The 17,803-nt window shown below is 62.7% G+C and carries 13 protein-coding genes; 6 read left to right on the forward strand and 7 right to left on the reverse strand.

The annotated features are described in order from the left end of the window. The first annotated feature begins 533 nt into the window (after window positions 1-533). Genes FLM52_15235 through nirD form a run of 3 tightly spaced genes read left to right on the forward strand, consistent with a single transcriptional unit; the run spans window position 534 to window position 5,058 of the window. On the forward strand, window positions 534-1,967 hold the full coding sequence (locus tag FLM52_15235) for an NAD(P)/FAD-dependent oxidoreductase (protein NVN57091.1): 1,434 nt from the start codon (window positions 534-536) through the stop codon (window positions 1,965-1,967). After that, window positions 1,964-4,621: a nitrite reductase large subunit gene (nirB, locus tag FLM52_15240; GenBank protein ID NVN57092.1), complete on the forward strand. Its 2,658-nt coding sequence runs from the start codon at window positions 1,964-1,966 to the stop codon at window positions 4,619-4,621. Before FLM52_15235 ends, nirB begins: the two co-directional genes overlap by 4 nt. After that, entirely contained in the window at window positions 4,618-5,058 is a 441-nt protein-coding gene (gene nirD, locus FLM52_15245) for a nitrite reductase small subunit NirD (protein ID NVN57093.1), read from the forward strand. The genes nirB and nirD overlap by 4 nt, the downstream gene beginning before the upstream one ends. A gap of 524 nt (window positions 5,059-5,582) precedes the next feature. Here nirD and FLM52_15250 read toward each other — a convergent pair. The 6 genes from FLM52_15250 to FLM52_15275 form a co-directional block, all read right to left on the reverse strand. Continuing rightward, a complete protein-coding gene (locus FLM52_15250) occupies window positions 5,583-6,584 on the reverse strand; it encodes a branched-chain amino acid ABC transporter permease (protein NVN57094.1) in 1,002 nt (333 codons plus the stop codon). Window position 6,585: 1 nt separating this feature from the next. Then, entirely contained in the window at window positions 6,586-7,473 is an 888-nt protein-coding gene (locus tag FLM52_15255) for a branched-chain amino acid ABC transporter permease (protein NVN57095.1), read from the reverse strand. 107 nt (window positions 7,474-7,580) lie between these two features. Further along, window positions 7,581-8,762: an ABC transporter substrate-binding protein gene (locus FLM52_15260; protein ID NVN57096.1), complete on the reverse strand. Its 1,182-nt coding sequence runs from the start codon at window positions 8,760-8,762 to the stop codon at window positions 7,581-7,583. A 209-nt stretch (window positions 8,763-8,971) separates the two neighbouring features. After that, window positions 8,972-9,877 carry an ABC transporter ATP-binding protein gene (locus tag FLM52_15265; protein NVN57097.1) on the reverse strand — a complete coding sequence of 302 codons (906 nt, stop codon included), beginning with the start codon at window positions 9,875-9,877 and terminating at the stop codon, window positions 8,972-8,974. Beyond that, window positions 9,874-10,707, reverse strand: coding sequence for an ABC transporter ATP-binding protein (locus tag FLM52_15270; GenBank protein ID NVN57098.1), 834 nt, complete (start codon window positions 10,705-10,707; stop codon window positions 9,874-9,876). Before FLM52_15270 ends, FLM52_15265 begins: the two co-directional genes overlap by 4 nt. Before the next feature lie 632 nt (window positions 10,708-11,339). Continuing rightward, complete coding sequence (locus FLM52_15275) at window positions 11,340-12,722, reverse strand: L-serine ammonia-lyase (GenBank protein NVN57099.1); 1,383 nt, start codon at window positions 12,720-12,722, stop codon at window positions 11,340-11,342. Between the two features lie 258 nt (window positions 12,723-12,980). Here FLM52_15275 and FLM52_15280 point away from each other — a divergent pair, with 258 nt between their 5' ends. The 3 genes from FLM52_15280 to FLM52_15290 all read left to right on the forward strand — a co-directional run bounded on the left by FLM52_15280 (window position 12,981) and on the right by FLM52_15290 (window position 15,624). Further along, on the forward strand, window positions 12,981-13,991 hold the full coding sequence (locus FLM52_15280; protein NVN57100.1) for a LysR family transcriptional regulator: 1,011 nt from the start codon (window positions 12,981-12,983) through the stop codon (window positions 13,989-13,991). Window positions 13,992-14,144: 153 nt separating this feature from the next. Continuing rightward, complete coding sequence (locus tag FLM52_15285; protein ID NVN57101.1) at window positions 14,145-14,879, forward strand: hypothetical protein; 735 nt, start codon at window positions 14,145-14,147, stop codon at window positions 14,877-14,879. Window positions 14,880-15,297: 418 nt separating this feature from the next. Further along, window positions 15,298-15,624 (forward strand): hypothetical protein, encoded by a 327-nt coding sequence (locus FLM52_15290; protein ID NVN57102.1) that lies wholly within the window; start codon window positions 15,298-15,300, stop codon window positions 15,622-15,624. A 213-nt stretch (window positions 15,625-15,837) separates the two neighbouring features. On the opposite strand, the gene rpoD is transcribed toward FLM52_15290, so the two are convergent. Further along, window positions 15,838-17,679: an RNA polymerase sigma factor RpoD gene (gene rpoD, locus FLM52_15295; protein NVN57103.1), complete on the reverse strand. Its 1,842-nt coding sequence runs from the start codon at window positions 17,677-17,679 to the stop codon at window positions 15,838-15,840. Between the last annotated feature and the right edge of the window lie 124 nt (window positions 17,680-17,803).

Consider the following 17,803-nt stretch of genomic DNA (forward strand, 5'->3'; position numbering starts at 1 on the left):
TGACCAATCATCAGAAATAACAATCACTTGGCCGTCACAAGCTACCGAAGCAGGAGGCGAACAGCGCGAGACGGCCAGCGCCAGGTACTACTGACGCACCAGCCATGTGCATCAGCGCATGCGACTGCACCAATCCCTGCCTTGATGTCTCCCGCAACCGCGAACGACTCTGCCATGCCAGGACATCGCCTCGAGCCTCTGCAACTGCAAGTGAATGAAAAATAGCGACTTTCTCTGAAGCGGCACCGAATTCGCCTGAGTATCGGCAGGTTGGGTCAATGACGACCCCGAATCACAGGTCTCGCAGCGCATCACTCCAATGAGTGACATGCCGCAGCCAACGGTCCGCCAGACCTGCCGCAGTTGCGGGTGACAGCGACATCGTCACCTGACGCTGCGTCTCGCTATCCAATGCTTAGCCCTCATCTTCCAGGCAAAGGCGCCTGCTTGACGTCGTGAACATCACGGCGGCAAGCAGGCGCTTTTTTTATGCATCTTTTTCATGCGTCAGAACATCAGCGCAAGGAGGCAGCATGCACGCACCACCTCTCACCCGCGAGCCTACGCCAGCACTGGTCATCATCGGCCACGGCATGGCGGCGCAGAAGCTGCTGGAGCAGCTGGTCTCGCTGAGCCCTGATCAGCAGCTGCCCTGGCCGGTCACGGTGATCGGCGAGGAGCCCCACCTCCCCTACAACCGCATTCAGCTCTCGCCGCTATTGGCCGGCGAGACACGAACCGAAGGCCTGATCAGCCAGCAGGCCGACTGGTTCTCGCGGCACGGCATCACACGGATCAGCGGCGACCCCATCAGCCAGATCGATCGCGCCGCCCGCTGTGTCGAGACCGCCAGCGGTGGCCGCATCCCCTATCAGCGGCTGGTGATCGCGACCGGCTCACGTCCGGCGCTGCCCCTGCCACTACCCGCTCACCTGCCAGAGTCGTCGTCCGCCAATGACTGGCCGCCGGGGCTGATGGGCTTTCGCGATCTGAAGGATGTCGAGCAGATGCAGGCCGCCTGCCTTGCCGGACGGCGGGAGGGCGCCGGCGCACTGGTCATCGGTGGCGGGCTGCTCGGGCTCGAGGCCGCCGAGGGCCTGCGCAAGGGTGGCCTTGAAGTGACGCTGCTGCAACGCAGCGAGCGCCTGATGAACCGTCAGCTGGATGATGTCGCGGCCGGACTGCTGGAGCAGGAACTTCGCGAGCGTGGCCTCGACATCATCACTGGCGCGCATCTCGAAGAGTGGCTCGAGACCCCGGCGGGCCGCATCACCGGCGTGCGCCTCAAGGATGGCCGCGAACTTCACGCCGGATTGACCATCGCCGCCACCGGCATTCGCCCCGAGATCGAGCTTGCGTGTGCTGCGGGGCTGGCCTGCCAGCGCGCCATCCAGGTCGATGGCCACCTGCTCACAAGCGATCCGCACATTCACGCGCTGGGCGAATGCAGTGAGGTGGATGGCGAGACCTTCGGCCTGATCGAGCCCATCTGGGCGCAGATCGAAGTGCTCACCCGCCAGCTTCTCACGCAACCGACTCCGCCCTATCGCAATGCGCCACTGGCGACGCGCCTCAAGATCAGCGGCATCGACCTCTATAGCTGCGGCGAGCTTGCCCCCCAGCCGAAAGACGAGGTGCTGGTCTATCAGGACCACGCCCTGGGCGACTACCGCCGACTGCTGCTGCGCGAGGAGCGCCTGGTCGGCGTGGTGCTCTACGGCGACGTCAGTGCCGGCAATGCCCTGTTCGAAGCGCTCAAGGGCGGCACACCACTGACCAGGATTCGCGAAGACCTCCTGCTGATGCCGGCAGAAGCCCTCGCACGTCTGACTCAGGACGGCCCGCCGACGGCGCCTGATGACCCCAGCGGCAAGCCGGGCACTCAAGACATGACAGACCAGCATCGTGATCGCGACACCACAGACAAGAACGACAACACCCCTGACACCTTCGAGGAGGCCGCATGAAACACCTGATCATCATCGGCAATGGCATGGTTGGCCATCACTGCGTCGAACAGCTGATCGCACTGGGTGCCACCGCGCACTACCAGATTCATGTCTTCGGCGAAGAACGCCGCATCGCCTACGACCGCGTGCATCTCTCGGAGTATTTCACCGGACGTGATGCCGAATCTCTCGCGCTCGGCACCGCCGACGACTACCGCAAGGCGGGCGTCACCCTGCACCTCGACGAGTGCGTCACGGCGATCGATCGCGATGGTGGCCATGTCATCACTCCGCGCGGGCGCTATCCCTACGACAGCCTGGTGCTGGCGACCGGCTCGACCCCCTTCGTGCCGCCCATCCAGGGCCTCGGTGAGCCGGGAAGCGAGGCCGCTGCCAGCAATCGTCTGGTCTACCGCACGCTGGAGGATCTTGATCAGATTCGCGCCGCTGCCGACGGCAAGACACGTGGCGTGGTGGTCGGCGGTGGCCTGCTGGGACTTGAGGCCGCCAATGCCCTCAAGTCACTCGGCCTGGAAGCGCATGTCGTCGAATTCGCGCCACGCCTGATGCCGGTGCAGCTGGATGAGGATGGCGGCCTTGCGCTCAAGCAACACATCACTGCACTGGGCGTGGGGGTGCACCTCAATCGCGCCACCACCGACATCGTGCCCGGCGAGCACCATCAGTGGCGGATGAACTTCTCCGATGGCGAGTATCTGGAGACCGACCTGATCGTGTTCTCCGCCGGCATCCGTCCTCAGGACACGCTGGCACGCAGCGCCAGCCTCGAGATCGGCGAGCGCGGCGGCATCATCATCGATGACGAATGCCGCACCTCGGACCCGGAAATCTTCGCCATCGGCGAGTGCGCTCTGTGGCAATCGCGCATCTTCGGGCTGGTCGCCCCGGGCTATCAGATGGCCCGCGGCGTGGCGTCCCTGCTGGCCGCCAGCGCTGGCGATGCCACAAGCGATGCGCAGGAGAGCTTCCGCTTCCAGGGCGCCGACATGTCCACCAAGCTCAAGCTGCTGGGCGTGGATGTCGGCTCCATCGGTGACGCCCACGGCAAGAGCGAGGGTGCGATCAGCTATCGCTACTGTGACGAGGCCGATGGCGTCTATCGCCGTCTGATCGTCTCGCAGGACCGCAAGCAGGTGCTGGGCGCGGTGCTGATCGGCGACAACTCGCGCTACGACACCCTGCTGCAGTACGTCACCAATGGCATTGCGGCGCCCAAGGACCCGGCGGCACTCATCCTGCCGGATGCCAGTGGCGAGGCCATCACGCTGGGCGCGGATGCCCTGCCCGACAGCGCCACTCTGTGCTCCTGCCACAACGTCTCCAAGGGCGATGTCTGCAGCGCCATCGATGCCGGCAACAGTGATCTGGGTGCCATCAAGGCCTGCACCAAGGCCAGCACCGGCTGCGGGGGCTGTGCGGCGCTGCTCAAGAAGGTGGTGGATGCCGAGCTGGAAAGCCGTGGCGTCGAGGTCGACCGTTCACTGTGCGAGCACTTCGCGCACACGCGTCAGGAGCTCTACTCGCTGGTGCGCGTCGAAGGCATCGAGACCTTCGCCGAGCTGATGGCCAGCCACGGGCGACATCCCGATGCTCTGGGCTGCGAGGTCTGCAAGCCGGCGGTGGGCTCGATTCTGGCCTCGTGCTGGAACGCGCCGATCACCGAGTCCTCGCACATTCCGCTGCAGGACACCAATGACACCTTCATGGCCAACATGCAGAAGAACGGCACCTATTCCGTGGTGCCGCGCATCCCCGGCGGCGAGATCACGCCGGACAAGCTGATCGCCATCGGCGAGATCGGCAAGCGCTACAACCTCTATACCAAGATCACTGGCGGTCAGCGCATCGACCTCTTCGGTGCCCAGCTGCATGAATTGCCGGAAATATGGAGCGAGCTGATCACCGCCGGCTTCGAGACCGGCCACGCCTACGGCAAGTCCACCCGCACGGTGAAATCCTGTATCGGCAGCACCTGGTGTCGCTATGGCGTGCAGGACAGCATGGCGATGGCGCTGACGCTGGAAGACCGCTACAAGGGGCTGCGTTCCCCACACAAGCTCAAGTTCGCCGTCTCCGGCTGTACCCGTGAGTGCGCCGAGGCCCAGAGCAAGGATGTCGGTGTGATCGCCACCGAGAACGGCTGGAACCTCTACGTGTGCGGCAACGGCGGCATGCGCCCGCGTCATGCCGAGCTGTTCGCGACCGACCTGGACGACGAGAGCCTGGTCCGCACCATCGACCGCTTCCTGATGTTCTACATCCGCACCGCCGACCGCCTGCAGCGCACCTCCGTCTGGCGCGAGGGCCTCGAAGGCGGCCTCGACTATCTGAAAGAGGTGATTCTCGAGGACAGCCTGGGGCTCGGCGAGACCCTGGAAGAGCAGATGCAGCAGGTGGTGGACCGCTACGAGTGCGAATGGGCCAATGCCCTCAAGAGTCCCGAGAAACTCAAGCGCTTCCGCAATTACGTGAATGACCAGCGCCCCGACCCGGCCGTGGTCAACATCGTCGAGCGCGACCAGATCCGCCCCGCCAGCCGCGATGAACTGGCCAGTGGCAATCTGATCATCAGCGACGGTGGCGCACGCGAAGCAGTGGCAGAACATCAGCCTCAGTCAACGACCCGCCTGGCCACGGAGGTACGCTCATGACATCGCCTGCACTTGCCACGACACGGAACACTGCATCGCCCCACTCCGCCACGGCGACATCATCCCATCGCTGGGTGACACTCTGTCAGCGCGAGGACCTGGTACCGGGCTCCGGCGTCGCCGCCTGGCTTGAGGCGGACGGCCAGGCCTGCCAGATCGCCCTGTTCACGCTGCCGGCCACAGCCGATAGCGATGACCTCACGCTGTTCGCCATCGACCATCATGACCCGGTGTCAGGCGCCAACGTGATTGCCCGCGGCCTGCTGGGCGATCACGCCGGAGAGCCACTGGTGATCTCGCCACTCTACAAGCAGCGCTATCGACTCAGTGATGGCCAATGCCTGGACGATGACACTCTTGCCTTGATGGTGTGGCCAGTGCGTCTGGCAGGCGGCGAGGTACAGATACAGTGCCAGCGGGCAGACGATGCCTGCTAGCCACACGCGCTATCCACACCCGCAAACCACACCCGCAAACCACATCTGCAAGCCACATAAGTGATTGATGACGTACGCATATGCTCGAAAAACGGCACATATTTGGTGCACAACTATGCTGCAACGCACCATGAATCGCCCAGCAGCGCGCACGCCTCGAGTCATCTGACCGCCAGCTGGCAGCCCACAAACAGGCATCAATATCTCAAGCCACTGTTTTTATTGAGGATACTGAAAAACTGGCATCGGACATGCAATTTATATAGCGAGATGGCAAATGGCGGCTATCTCGCATGGCGTGCTCATTGCTGAGTCGAGGATCCGGGACCGGCGTATCCCCCTCGATATACAATGGCATTTAAGTCCACCCTATCTGGGGTGGACTTTTTTTATGCCTGTAGACAGCGACAAGCCATTGATTTCTTTGATTTATAACAGGATGGGCCGCTCACTTCTTCTTGCTGACCTCCCATCTTGCTTCTCGCTTTTCCTTCTTGCCCCTCGCCCCCTTACCCCCTCGCCGCTCATTTTTCTTCCCGCTGCTGACGACGCGCGATCCAGCGCTGACATTCCCCGATGATGCCGCTGCGGAAGCTGAGCACGCAGACCACGAAGATGGCGCCCAGAATCACGCTGACCCAATCGCCCAGCGCGGATTGCGCCAACTGATGTTGCAGCCCGATGACCAGCCCGGAGCCTACCAGTGGCCCGAGCAGCGTGCCGACGCCGCCCAGCAACGTCATCAGGATCACCTCCCCCGACATGTGCCAGCTGGCATCGCCCAGCGAGGCGAGCTGGAATACCAGCGTCTTGGTCGCACCCGCCAGGCCTGCCAGCCCCGCCGACAGCACGAAGGCCACCAGCTTGTAGGCATCGGTGTGATAGCCCAGCGAGATGGCGCGCGGCTCGTTCTCGCGGATGGCTTTCAGCACCTGACCGAAGGGGGAATGCACCACGCGCCGGATCAGGGCAAAGGCCACCACGAAGATCGCGAACACGAAGTAATACAGGGTGTGGTTGTTCGCCAGATCGAACATGCCGAACAGCTCACCGCGCGGCACGCCATGCAGGCCATCCTCGCCGTGGGTGAACGGCGCCTGGATGAAGAAGAAGAACATCATCTGGGCCAGGGCCAGCGTGATCATCGCGAAGTAGATGCCCTGCCGCCGGATGGCCAGCGCCCCGAACAGCGTCCCCAGCACTACCGCGCCGAGCGTACCGGCCACGATGCCCAACGCCGGACTCAGGCCCGGGTATTCCGCGAGCAAGAAGCCGGTGATATAGGCGCCCGTGGCCAGGAAGGCGGCATGCCCGAAGGACAGCAGCCCCACGAAGCCGAGCAGTAGATTGAAGGCGCTGGCGAACAGCGCAAAGCACAGAATCTTCATCAGAAAGACGGGATAGGCGACCCAGGGTGCCAGCAACCCGAGCAGAAACAGCACGAGATACAGCATGCCCAGCGGGGTGATTCTGCGCGGCGCGCTGCCTGCACGCGCGGCCTGGTGATCCTGTTGCAGTACGGCCATGTCAGGCCTCCTTTCCGAACAGCCCGGCAGGGCGAAGCATCAACACCATCACCATCACCACGAAGATCACGGTATTGGCAGCCTCGGGATAGAACACCTTGGTCAGCCCCTCGATCAGCCCCATCGCGAGCCCGGTGAGAATAGCGCCGAGAATCGAGCCCATCCCGCCGATGACCACCACCGCGAACACCACGATCAGCAGGCTCGAGCCCATGGTCGGCGAGACGGGATACAAGGGCGCGGCCAGCACGCCGGCGAAGGCGGCAAGCGCCACGCCGAGCCCGTAGGTCAGCGACACCATCAAGGGCACATTGATGCCGAAGGCCTGCACCAGCTCGGGATTCTCGGTTCCCGCGCGCAGATAGGCACCGAGACGCGTGCGCTCGATCAGGAACCAGACTCCGAAGCAGACCACCAACGCCGCCACCAGCACCCAGGCGCGGTAGGTGGGCAGGAACATGAAGCTCAGCTTGAAGCCTCCACTCAGCGCCTCGGGGATCGGATAGCTCGACCCCGAGACGCCGAACAGATTCACCAGTGTGCCCTCGAAGATCAGCGCCAGCCCGAAGGTCAGCAACAGGCCATAGAGGTGATCAAGATGCTGGATGCGCCGCAGCAGCAGACGCTCGACCACGATGCCCAGGGCGCCCACCACCAGCGGCACCACGATCAGCGCCGTCCAGTAGTTGAGCCCCAGATATTGCGCTCCCAGCAGCGCCGCGAAGGCGCCCAGCATGTACTGGGCACCATGCGCGAAGTTGATGATGCGCAACAGACCGAAGATCACCGCCAGCCCAAGGCTCAGCAATGCATAGAAGGCACCGTTGATCAGCCCCAGCATCAACTGGCCGAACAGCACCATCAGGGGTATTCCAAAAATCATGGTCATCCGCCCATTCCTTTTCAGCGCCCATTCGCGTCAGCTGCTCGGCGCTGCCGATCATCCGGCCGGCAGCGCCATGTCATACGCCTCAGCGACTCGACTGATGTTCGGCTTCAGCCCTTGACCAGCTCGCACTGGCTGTCCGCCAGCGGTCGGTAGGCCTCAGCGCCGGGGATGGTGCGGATCACGTCATAGACATCCCACTCGCCTTGAGACTCGAAGGGCGCCTTGACCTTGACCAGATACATGTCGTGCACCATGCGCCCATCGGCACGGATGGTGCCGTTGCTGGCGAACATGTCGTTGACCGGCGTCTCGCCCATTCTGGCGCGCACGGTGGCGGTGTCATCGCTACCTGCGGCCGCGACCGCATTCAGGTAATGCAGGGTGCTGGAGTAGATACCGGCCTGCACCATGGTCGGCATGCGCTCATTGCGCTCGTGATAGCGCTGGGACCAGGCACGTGTCTCGTCATTGAGGTCCCAGTACCAGCCGGTGGTGAGCTGCAGCCCCTGCGCCACCTCAAGCCCCAGGGCATGCACGTCGTTGAGGAAGATCAGCAGCCCCGCCAGCGACTGCCCGGCCTGCACCACGCCGAACTGACTCGCCGTGGTCAACGCATTGACGGTGTCCGACCCGGCATTGGCCAGCCCGACGATCTTGGCCCCGGAGCCCTGCGCCTGCAGGATGTAGGAGGAGAAATCACTGGTCGGGAATGGATGACGTACCTTGCCGACGATGGTGCCGCCGTTCTCGTTCACCACCTTTTCCACATCGCCTTCCAGGGCATGACCGAAGGCGTAGTCCGCGGTCAAAAGGAACCAGCTGTCGCCGCCTTCATCGACGATCGCCTTGGCCGTGCCATGCGCCAGCGGATAGGTGTCGTACACCCAGTGGACATGATTGGGCGTGCAATGCTCATTGGTGATGCTGGAAGCCGCCGAGCCGGAAACGATTCCCAGCGTGTCCTGTTCGGCGAGAATCCGCGTCACCGCGATGCTCACCGATGAGGCCACCAGCCCGGCGACCATGTCGACATTCTGCTGATCGATCCAGCCGCGCACCGTATTGGCACCGACATCGGCGCTGTTGCGGTCATCGGCACTCAATACCTCGATCGGCATGCCGTTGACGCTGCCGCCGAAGTCCTCGACCGCCATCTTGAGTGCATCGAGGCCGCCCGGGCCTGCCAGGTCACGATAGGTGCCTGACATGTCGGCCAGGTAACCGATCTTGATCACGCCGTCGCTGATATCGGCCTGCGCGATTCCCGCCGACAGCAGTGATCCCACCATGAGCGCGGACAGCGGCAACAGGCGCCGGCGTGTTGCCGCCGTGATGCGGCGTGACAACGGTAACGCGACGGGGATGGCACTGGATGAAACGGTGGCACTGGATGAAACGGTGGCGCTGGATGTAGCAGTGGCGTTGGATGAAGCGGTGGCGCTGGATGTAGCAGTGGCGTTGGATGAAGCGGTGGCGTGCATGACATCTCCAAGCCGGATTACCCGGCAATATTGTGATTGTTGTGGCGAGACGTGCGGACTTCAGATTGGCGAGTGCAAAGGCCGTGCATGGCGGCCAGCCTGTGCAGCTCATCCCGAGCGGGAGCTCTGACCCCCAGTACCTTGTGCAGATATTCGTGGCGGGCCGGCAATTCAGCCGCGCTGATCTCTTCCAGAATGGTGCCGTGCTCCATCAGGTAATGACGGTCGGCCAGCGGGGCGGCAAAGCGGAAATTCTGCTCCACCAGCACGATGGTCATGCCGCGCGCCTTCAGCATCATCAGCACTTCGGCCAGCTTCTGGTTGATGACCGGCGCCAGCCCCTCGGTGATCTCATCCAGCAGCAGCAGGTCCGCCCCGGTGCGCAGGATGCGCGCCAACGCCAGCATCTGCTGCTCGCCACCGGAAAGGCGCGTGCCCTGACTGGTGCGCCGCTCATGCAGATTGGGGAACAGGGCATAGAGCTCATCCAGCGACATGCCCCGGCTCTGATCCTGGCTCCGGCCCTGGTCATGTCCTGTGCTCTTGACCAGCGGTGGCAGCAGCAGATTCTCCTCGACGCTCAGACTGGCGAAGATGCCGCGCTCCTCTGGGCAGAAACCGACACCGAGATGAGCGATGCGATGCGGTGCCAGCCCCATGCTGTCCTGCCCCTTGATGAGGATCTCGCCGCTGCGCCGGCCGACCATGTTCATGATCGCGCGCAGCGTGCTGCTGCGTCCGGCCCCGTTGCGCCCCAGCAAGGTCACCAGTTCACCGCGCCGCACCATCATGTTGACGCCATGCAGCACATGGGACTCGCCGTACCAGGCGTTCAGCTCGCGCAGGCAGAGCTGCTCTTCCCCCAGCGGCGAGTCGGCCGCCGAGGCTTGCCTGTCCGTCGCCTGCTCCATAACCACCGTCATGAAACCTCCTTGTGCGCATCCGCCGTGGACTCGGGCGCTTCACTGCCCAGATACGCCTCGCGCACCTCGGGGTTGGCCGACACGCTGGCGTAATCGCCTTCCGCCAGCACCCGTCCGCGCGCCAGCACGCTGATGCGATCGCACAGACGGCTGACCACGCTCAGATTGTGCTCGACCATCAGCACCGTACGGCCCCGCGCCGCGACACGAATCAGCTCGACCACACGGTCCACATCCTCGGCGCCCATGCCTTGGGTCGGCTCGTCCAGCAGCATCAGCGTGGGCTCAAGCGCCAGCGTGGTCGCCAGCTCCAGCGCCCGCTTGCGGCCATAGGGCAGACTGGCGGTCACACGGTGGGCGTCATCGCGTAGCCCTACCTGCTCCAGCAGATGCAATGCCTGCTCGTTCAAGCTGTCGAGGCTGCGTTCCGGCTTCCAGAAATGAAACGAGGTGCCCTGGGGGCGTTGCAGGGAGACCCGCACGTTCTCGAGCACCGTCATCTGGGAAAACACCGCCGATATCTGGAAAGAGCGCACCAAGCCCAGGCGCGCGATCTCATGCGACTTCATGCGGGTGATGGATTTGCCGCGGTAGAGAATCTCGCCGCGAGTGGCCGGCAGAAAACGTGTCAGTAGATTGAAGACTGTCGTCTTGCCGGCGCCATTGGGGCCGATCAGGGCGTGGATATGCCCTTCCTGCACCTGGAGATTGACGTCATCGACGGCCGTGAAACCTCGAAAGTCCTTGCTCAAGCCACGCGTCTCGAGAATCGGGGCTGTCGCGGATGCGCCCCCGCTGGCACGCGGCCCCTGAATGGGCGGTGATGGCATGTCAGTACTCCGTCCTGACCGGCAAGCCGGTGGTCTGTGTCTTCCAAGAGACATGGGGGCTGTTCGTCAGCGCTGATGCCCGCAACGTCCGCCCGCAATGTCTGCTCGCAACATCACGGCTCGTCGTCGACACGCAGTATCAACAGGAGGCGCTATCCACAGGCCTTGGTCACAGACCCTGTCCACTGGCCCTGGTCAAGGCGCAATCTACAGACAGCTCTGCCAGGCCTTCGATACGATCCATCGTTACGATCCATCGTTGCGATCAGCGCAACTGACGTTAACGTAAACTAGAATAGCAAGAGGCGCGCTGCCAGCGGCAAGCGCGCTCACTCGACCAATAGCCGATATATCAGCGACTTCTTTACAAGGCAGCCATCCCGAGACATCTCAAGGCCGGCAGATACCCCACCAGCCCGAGCCGAACAGTCGAGATGAGCGTAACTCCCGCCATAAAAAAGACGCCTGTCCGTCGCGGAATACCGCGCCGAAGAGGCGTCAACGAGGGTTGCCGAGATCATGACCTCTGGCCGGAGATCACGTACCTGACAAGAGACAACGGGTTTGGCCGGAGGCGGCAGGCCTCCGGCGGAAAGTCATATCAGCTCATATTGGAGTGGCGACCGGTCGAATCAGCATTCGATGGCGTTGACCGCGAGACCGCCCTTGGAGGTCTCCTTGTACTTTTCCTGCATGTCACGGCCGGTATCGCGCATGGTGCGGATCGCCTTGTCCAGCGAGACGAAGTGATCGCCATCGCCACACATCGCCATCTGGGCGGCATTGATCGCCTTGACCGAGGCAATCGCATTGCGCTCGATGCAGGGAATCTGCACCAGGCCGCCGATCGGGTCACAGGTCAGCCCCAGATTGTGCTCGAGACCGATTTCCGCCGCGTTCTCGACCTGCTCCGGCGTCGCGCCCATCAGCTCGGCAAGCCCGGCGGCCGCCATGGCGCAGGCGGAGCCCACCTCGCCCTGACAGCCGACTTCCGCGCCGGAGATGGAGGCGTTCTTCTTGCACAGGATGCCCACCGAGGCTGCCGTGAGCAGGAAGTCGACCACGTCCTCCTCACGAGCATCCTCCTGGAATTTCATGTAATAGCTGAGCACCGCCGGAATGATGCCGGCCGCGCCATTGGTCGGCGCCGTCACCATGCGACCGCCGGCCGCGTTCTCTTCATTGACCGCCAGCGCGAACAGGTTGACCCAGTCCATCGCCGAGAAGGTCGAGGTGATGATCGACTTGCTGGATTCCACATCCAGCAGACGCGCATGCAGACGCTTGGCACGGCGCTTGACGTTGAGACCGCCGGGCAGCACGCCTTCGTGCGTCAGGCCGTTGTCGATGCACTCGTTCATCACTTCCCAGATGCGCCATAGCCCACGCCGCACCTGGGCCTCACTGCGCAGCGCACATTCGTTGGCCATCATCAGCTCGCTGATGCGCATCTTGTGCATGCGACACAGCGCCAGCAGTTCATTGGCGGTGTTGAATTCATACGGCAGACGCAGGCTTTCGTCTTCCAGCAGCGGGTCACGCGCGGCCTCGACTTCGTCGACCACGAAACCGCCACCCACCGAGTAATAGACATTGCGATACAGCTCATCGCAGTGGCCGTAGGCGATCAGACGCATGGCATTGGGGTGATACGGCAGCGGCGCATCGTGCCACTGCATATCACGCACCCATACGAAGGGCACCGCGATGCGGTTGTCGAGCAGCAGTGTCTGGGACTCCAGCAGCTCTTCGATGCAGGGGTCGATGATCGCAGGGTCGATCGTTTCCGGCAGCTCGCCCATCAGGCCGAGGATGGTCGCCTTGTCGGTACCGTGGCCTACGCCGGTGGCAGACAGCGAACCATGCAATTGCACCTCGATGCGCGCCACGCGCTCCAGCTGGTCGCGCGAGCGCAGGGTCTCGACGAACTGCGCGGCAGCACGCATCGGGCCGACGGTGTGCGAGCTGGAGGGGCCGACACCGACCTTGAAGAGATCAAATACACTGATGGACATGACAACACCTCATCTCGGAAACTCGCCGCGCCTGAGCGCCTGCCAGTGGATGAGGCAATGATGATGGATGGGGACAGGACGCGACAAACCATAAAAATTGGTCGTGGGTTTAGCCTGACTAAACCCTATGCATCAAAAACGGCGTAAACTATGCTCTTCGCGCCACCTTGTGCCGTGATGCCTTTAGCTACCACCGCCATCTGGCCATCGCGGTTTCTCCCTCACTATCTGCCTCCAGCGCTTGCATGAGACCCGCCCATGACGTCTTCCCTCGACAACACGCCTGGTACTGGCCCCGTCGTGCCGCCGACGGCGACCGGCACGCCCGCCACCACACCGAGCCTGCGCCACCTGAATGGACAGACCCATGCCTGGCTGCAGGTATTTGCCTGCGCCGCACGTCATGGCTCCTTCACGCGTGCGGCGGAAGAACTGCACGTCACCACCGGCGCGGTGAGTCAGCAGATCAAGCAGCTGGAGGAGCGGCTGGGCTTCAAGCTGTTTCTGCGTCGTTCACGCGGACTCGAGCTGACAGGGGAAGGCGCGCGACTGGCGCGCGTGGTGGAGCAGTCCTATAGCGCGGTGGGACTGGAGGTCAAACGGCTGCGCAGCGGCTTGATGAGCGGTGTGCTCAGGTTGCGTTCGGTACCGTCATTTCTCTCCAAATGGCTGGCGCCCCGACTACCACGCCTGCAGGCACGCTTTCCGGATATCGAGCTGCACGTGCGCGCCGAGGACAGTGACTCGCCGCTGCGCGAGGGCGATTTCGAGCTGGCAGTCGACCTCAACGACGGCCACTACCCGGGGATGCAGGTCACCGACCTGATGGAAGAGGAGATCTTCCCCGTCTGCCATCCCGGCCTGATGCGCGGACGCCCACCGCTGCGCAGCGCAGAGGACCTCGCCTGGTATCCGCTGCTGCATGACATCACCGCCTGGCGCGGCAGTCACGACCACGCCGAGTGGGAATTCTATCTGGCCAGCATCGGCGCCCCCGAGATCAACGTTCAGCGTGGCTATACCTTCAACCGCAACCACCTGTCGATGGAAGCTGCCATCGCCGGCATGGGAGTCGCGATGGCAAGGCGCACGCTGATCACCGACGAGCTGTCCCGCGGCACACTGATCGCGCCCTTCACACAGCGGGTACTGACCGGCAAGCGCTACGTCATCGTCCACCCCCACGGCACCCTAGATGATGGCCGTATCCAGGCCGTGCATGACTGGATCGTCGAGGAGGCCGAGCGTGATCGGTTACGTAAGGGCTGACGTAGATTTGCGCTTTACGCAACATCGATGCTGAATTGGAATCTCACAGTTTTCTTACCAGAATATTAACTGGCCACCTTTGCACCGTTATAATGAGCAGGCAAACAAGATTTCCATCCTGACAGGCAGTCCATGGACTGTCCGGAGAGCCCCATGTCCCGCCTGACTTCGCATACCCGACATCACCAGACTGTCCCACTCCCCATCAGCGCCGAACAACCGCTGTATGGTGGCAAGCCCACCTCGCTCTTCATGCAGGCCTGCCTGCGCCTGGCCATCTATGCGCCGCTGGTGGCTGCGATGATGTCGCTGGTCATGCATGATGCCTACCACTTCGGTGATGTCGGCTTCAGCGAAGCCAGCTGGACAGAACACATGCAGAGCACTCTGCTGGCGTTGAGCGCAGCCACCATGTGGCTGGTGCATTCACGCCTGCCGGACCTGCGCACCATCAGCCTGCTGCTGTTCGGCCTGTTCGCGGCGTCCCTGATCCGTGAACAGGATGCCCTGCTCGACGACATGATCGGCGATGGCAGTTGGCAGTTCCTGGTCAGCGTGGTCGCGATCCCGGTCATCATCGGCGTATGGCGCAACCGCAGCCGCTTCATTGCCGAGTTCGAGCACTTCGGACGCAGCTTCGCTTTCGGCCTGTTCGGAGCCGGCTTCCTGGCGACCTACGTCTTCTCACGCCTCTACGGTCGCTCGGAATTCTGGGAAACCCTGATGGGGGACTCCTACCTGCGTTCGGTCAAGAATGCCGCCGAGGAAGTCACCGAACTGTTCGGCTACACCCTGATGGCCATTGCCGTGATCGAGATCGTGCTGCTGGCGATCCGCATGGGCCGCCAGCGCCGCGCCCTGCTGCGTGAGCTCAACGCCAACGACTGAGCCCGGCAACAAAACCCTCTTGCCGAGCTGCACGCAAGACCTGTCGCACGACCGTCACTTCGCCCTGCCCCATGAAACAACGCGAAGTGACGTGACATGAAGCACAGCGTGAAGCACAAGAGACAGACCCGTGACTCTCCCAAAAGCCGCTGCTCACCTGAGCCGCGGCTTTTTTCGTTTCTACTCTCAACAGGCTTCGCGAGACAGTCTCTGCTCGACAGCCTTCTCTCGACAGGCTGCGCTAAACAGCCGTCTCTCGATAGCCATTGCGCGAGGCAGTGACCGGAAACGGCTGGACATCAAATGAGAATGATTATATTTTACTAAGCAGTGGATACAATTCAACTATCGCCACTGCCACAGGAAAGCACCGACAGGATCTTGACCGTGTCATGCCCTCATTCTCAAGGAGCCTCACATGCGCTGGTTCAGTAGCTACCGCTTGCACGGTCATAGTCTTGCCCCCAGTCTCCCGCAGCACAGCCTCATCATCAGCATGCGCTGGCCCAGCCGCTGGCGATTGACGCCCGGCGCCACCGTCGTGGTGGAACATCCCAGGCTCGGCCAGCTGGTCAAGCGCCTGCATCGCATCGACGACAATGGTCGCCTGTGGCTACGTGGCGAGCACCCCGACGGCTTGAGCAGCGAGCAGATGGGGCCGGTCTCCCGTCAGTGCATCAAGGGCCGCGTCATCTTCAGCGTGGCGGCGACGCCCTCGTCTCACCAGTTGCGCCACGGCGCCTGATACCCCCCCCCAGGGCACATCACGCAGCTCTGGAACGACACAGTTCGAAGGTGGCAAGATCCGTAAAGGCAAGCCTGGAGGCGGCACAGCCCACAGAGAAAGACCCGTAACGTAAAGCCCGCAAACGACAACGCCCGCCTCCCATTCGCATGGGGGGCGGGCGTTGTCTTGTCAGCGGGGCCAGCAGTCGAGGCGCGGCCCGAGCGCTTCAGATCACTCTTCCATGAAGGAACGCAGTGACTCGGAGCGTGACGGGTGACGCAGCTTGCGCAGCGCCTTCGCTTCGATCTGACGGATACGCTCACGGGTGACATCGAACTGCTTGCCGACTTCCTCGAGGGTATGGTCGGTGTTCATGTCGATACCGAAGCGCATGCGCAGCACCTTGGCTTCACGTGCGGTCAGGCCGGACAGGATACCGCGGGTCGCTTCGATCAGACCTTCGCCTGTGGCGGAGTCGATCGGCGAGACCATGGTGCCGTCCTCGATGAAGTCACCCAGGTGCGAATCATCATCGTCACCGATCGGCGTCTCCATGGAGATGGGCTCCTTGGCGATCTTGAGTACGCGACGCACCTTGTCTTCCGGCATTTCGAGACGCTCGCCCAGCTCTTCCGGCGTCGGCTCGCGCCCCATTTCCTGCAGCATCTGACGCGAGACACGGTTCAGCTTGTTGATGGTCTCGATCATGTGCACCGGAATACGGATGGTGCGAGCCTGGTCCGCGATGGAGCGAGTGATCGCCTGACGGATCCACCAGGTGGCGTAGGTCGAGAACTTGTAACCACGACGGTACTCGAACTTGTCCACGGCCTTCATCAGACCGATGTTGCCTTCCTGGATGAGATCCAGGAACTGCAGACCACGGTTGGTGTACTTCTTGGCGATGGAGATGACCAGACGCAGGTTGGCCTCGACCATTTCCTTCTTGGCACGACGCGCCTTGGCTTCACCGATCGACAGGCGACGGTTCACTTCCTTCAGCTCGCTGACCGGCAGCTGGACCATGTCCTGCTCGAAGGCGATCTTGCGCTGGGCACGCAGCACGTCGGCACGGAACGGCTCGAGCTTGTCGGCGTACTTCTTGCTGCCACCGATGAAGCTGTCGAACCAGTCCATGTCGGACTCATGCCCCGGGAAGGCCTTGATGAAGCTCTTGCGTGGCACCTTGCCGCGCTTGACGAAGATCTGCAGGATGACCTTCTCCTGCTCACGCACCTGCTCGACAGATACGCGAACCTGACCGACCAGACGCTCGAAGTGCTTGGGCACCAGCTTGATCGGCGAGAACAGCTCGGCAAGACGCTCCTGCTCGGCCTTCGCTTCGGCAGAGCCGGAGCCGTACTTCTCGATGGCGGCCTTGGTCGCATCGTTCTGCTCTCGGATCTGCTCAAAACGGACACGAGCCAGCTCGGGGTCCGGACCGCCTTCGGAAGCGGTGTCGTCATCTTCGTCTTCGTCGTCGCCCTCGGACTCTTCGCCCTCGGGAATCTCCTCGACTTCCTCGACTTCGACTTCCGCGACACCCGGGACGCCTTCGTCAGGGTCGATGAAACCGGAGAACAGGTCGGACAGACGTCCACCGTCTTCGCCCAGAGTGCCATCGTAGGCTTCCAGGATGGAGTCGACCGCCCCCGGCAGGAATGCCAGCGACGACATCACCTCACGCGTGCCCTCCTCGATCCGCTTGGCGATCTTGATTTCGCCTTCGCGGGTCAGGAGTTCCACGGTGCCCATCTCACGCATGTACATGCGCACGGGGTCGGTGGTGCGTCCCACATCGCTTTCCACCGCGGCGAGAGCGGCAACGGCCTCTTCTGCGGCAGACTCGTCAGTGGAGGAATCAGACATCATCAAGGTATCGGCATCGGGCGCTTCTTCCGCGACCTTGATGCCCATATCGTTGATCATGCTGATGATGTCTTCCACCTGTTCGGGATCAGCGATATCCTCGGGCAGGTGATCGTTGACCTCGGCATAGGTCAGGTAACCCTGTTCCTTGCCGCGCGCGATCAACTCCTTGAGACGCGACTGCTGCTGCGCATTACCAGCCATAGAACCCCTATCTCGACGAAGAAGAATGAAACACCTGGACGCGACGCGGCTCAGCGAGTGAGCATGGCGCCGGTATAGGGACGAAGAGAGCATCAAGCGCACCAGTATAGCGTGCCATCAGGAG

This window comes from bacterium Scap17, from assembly GCA_013376735.1.
Lineage (GTDB): Bacteria > Pseudomonadota > Gammaproteobacteria > Pseudomonadales > Halomonadaceae > Cobetia.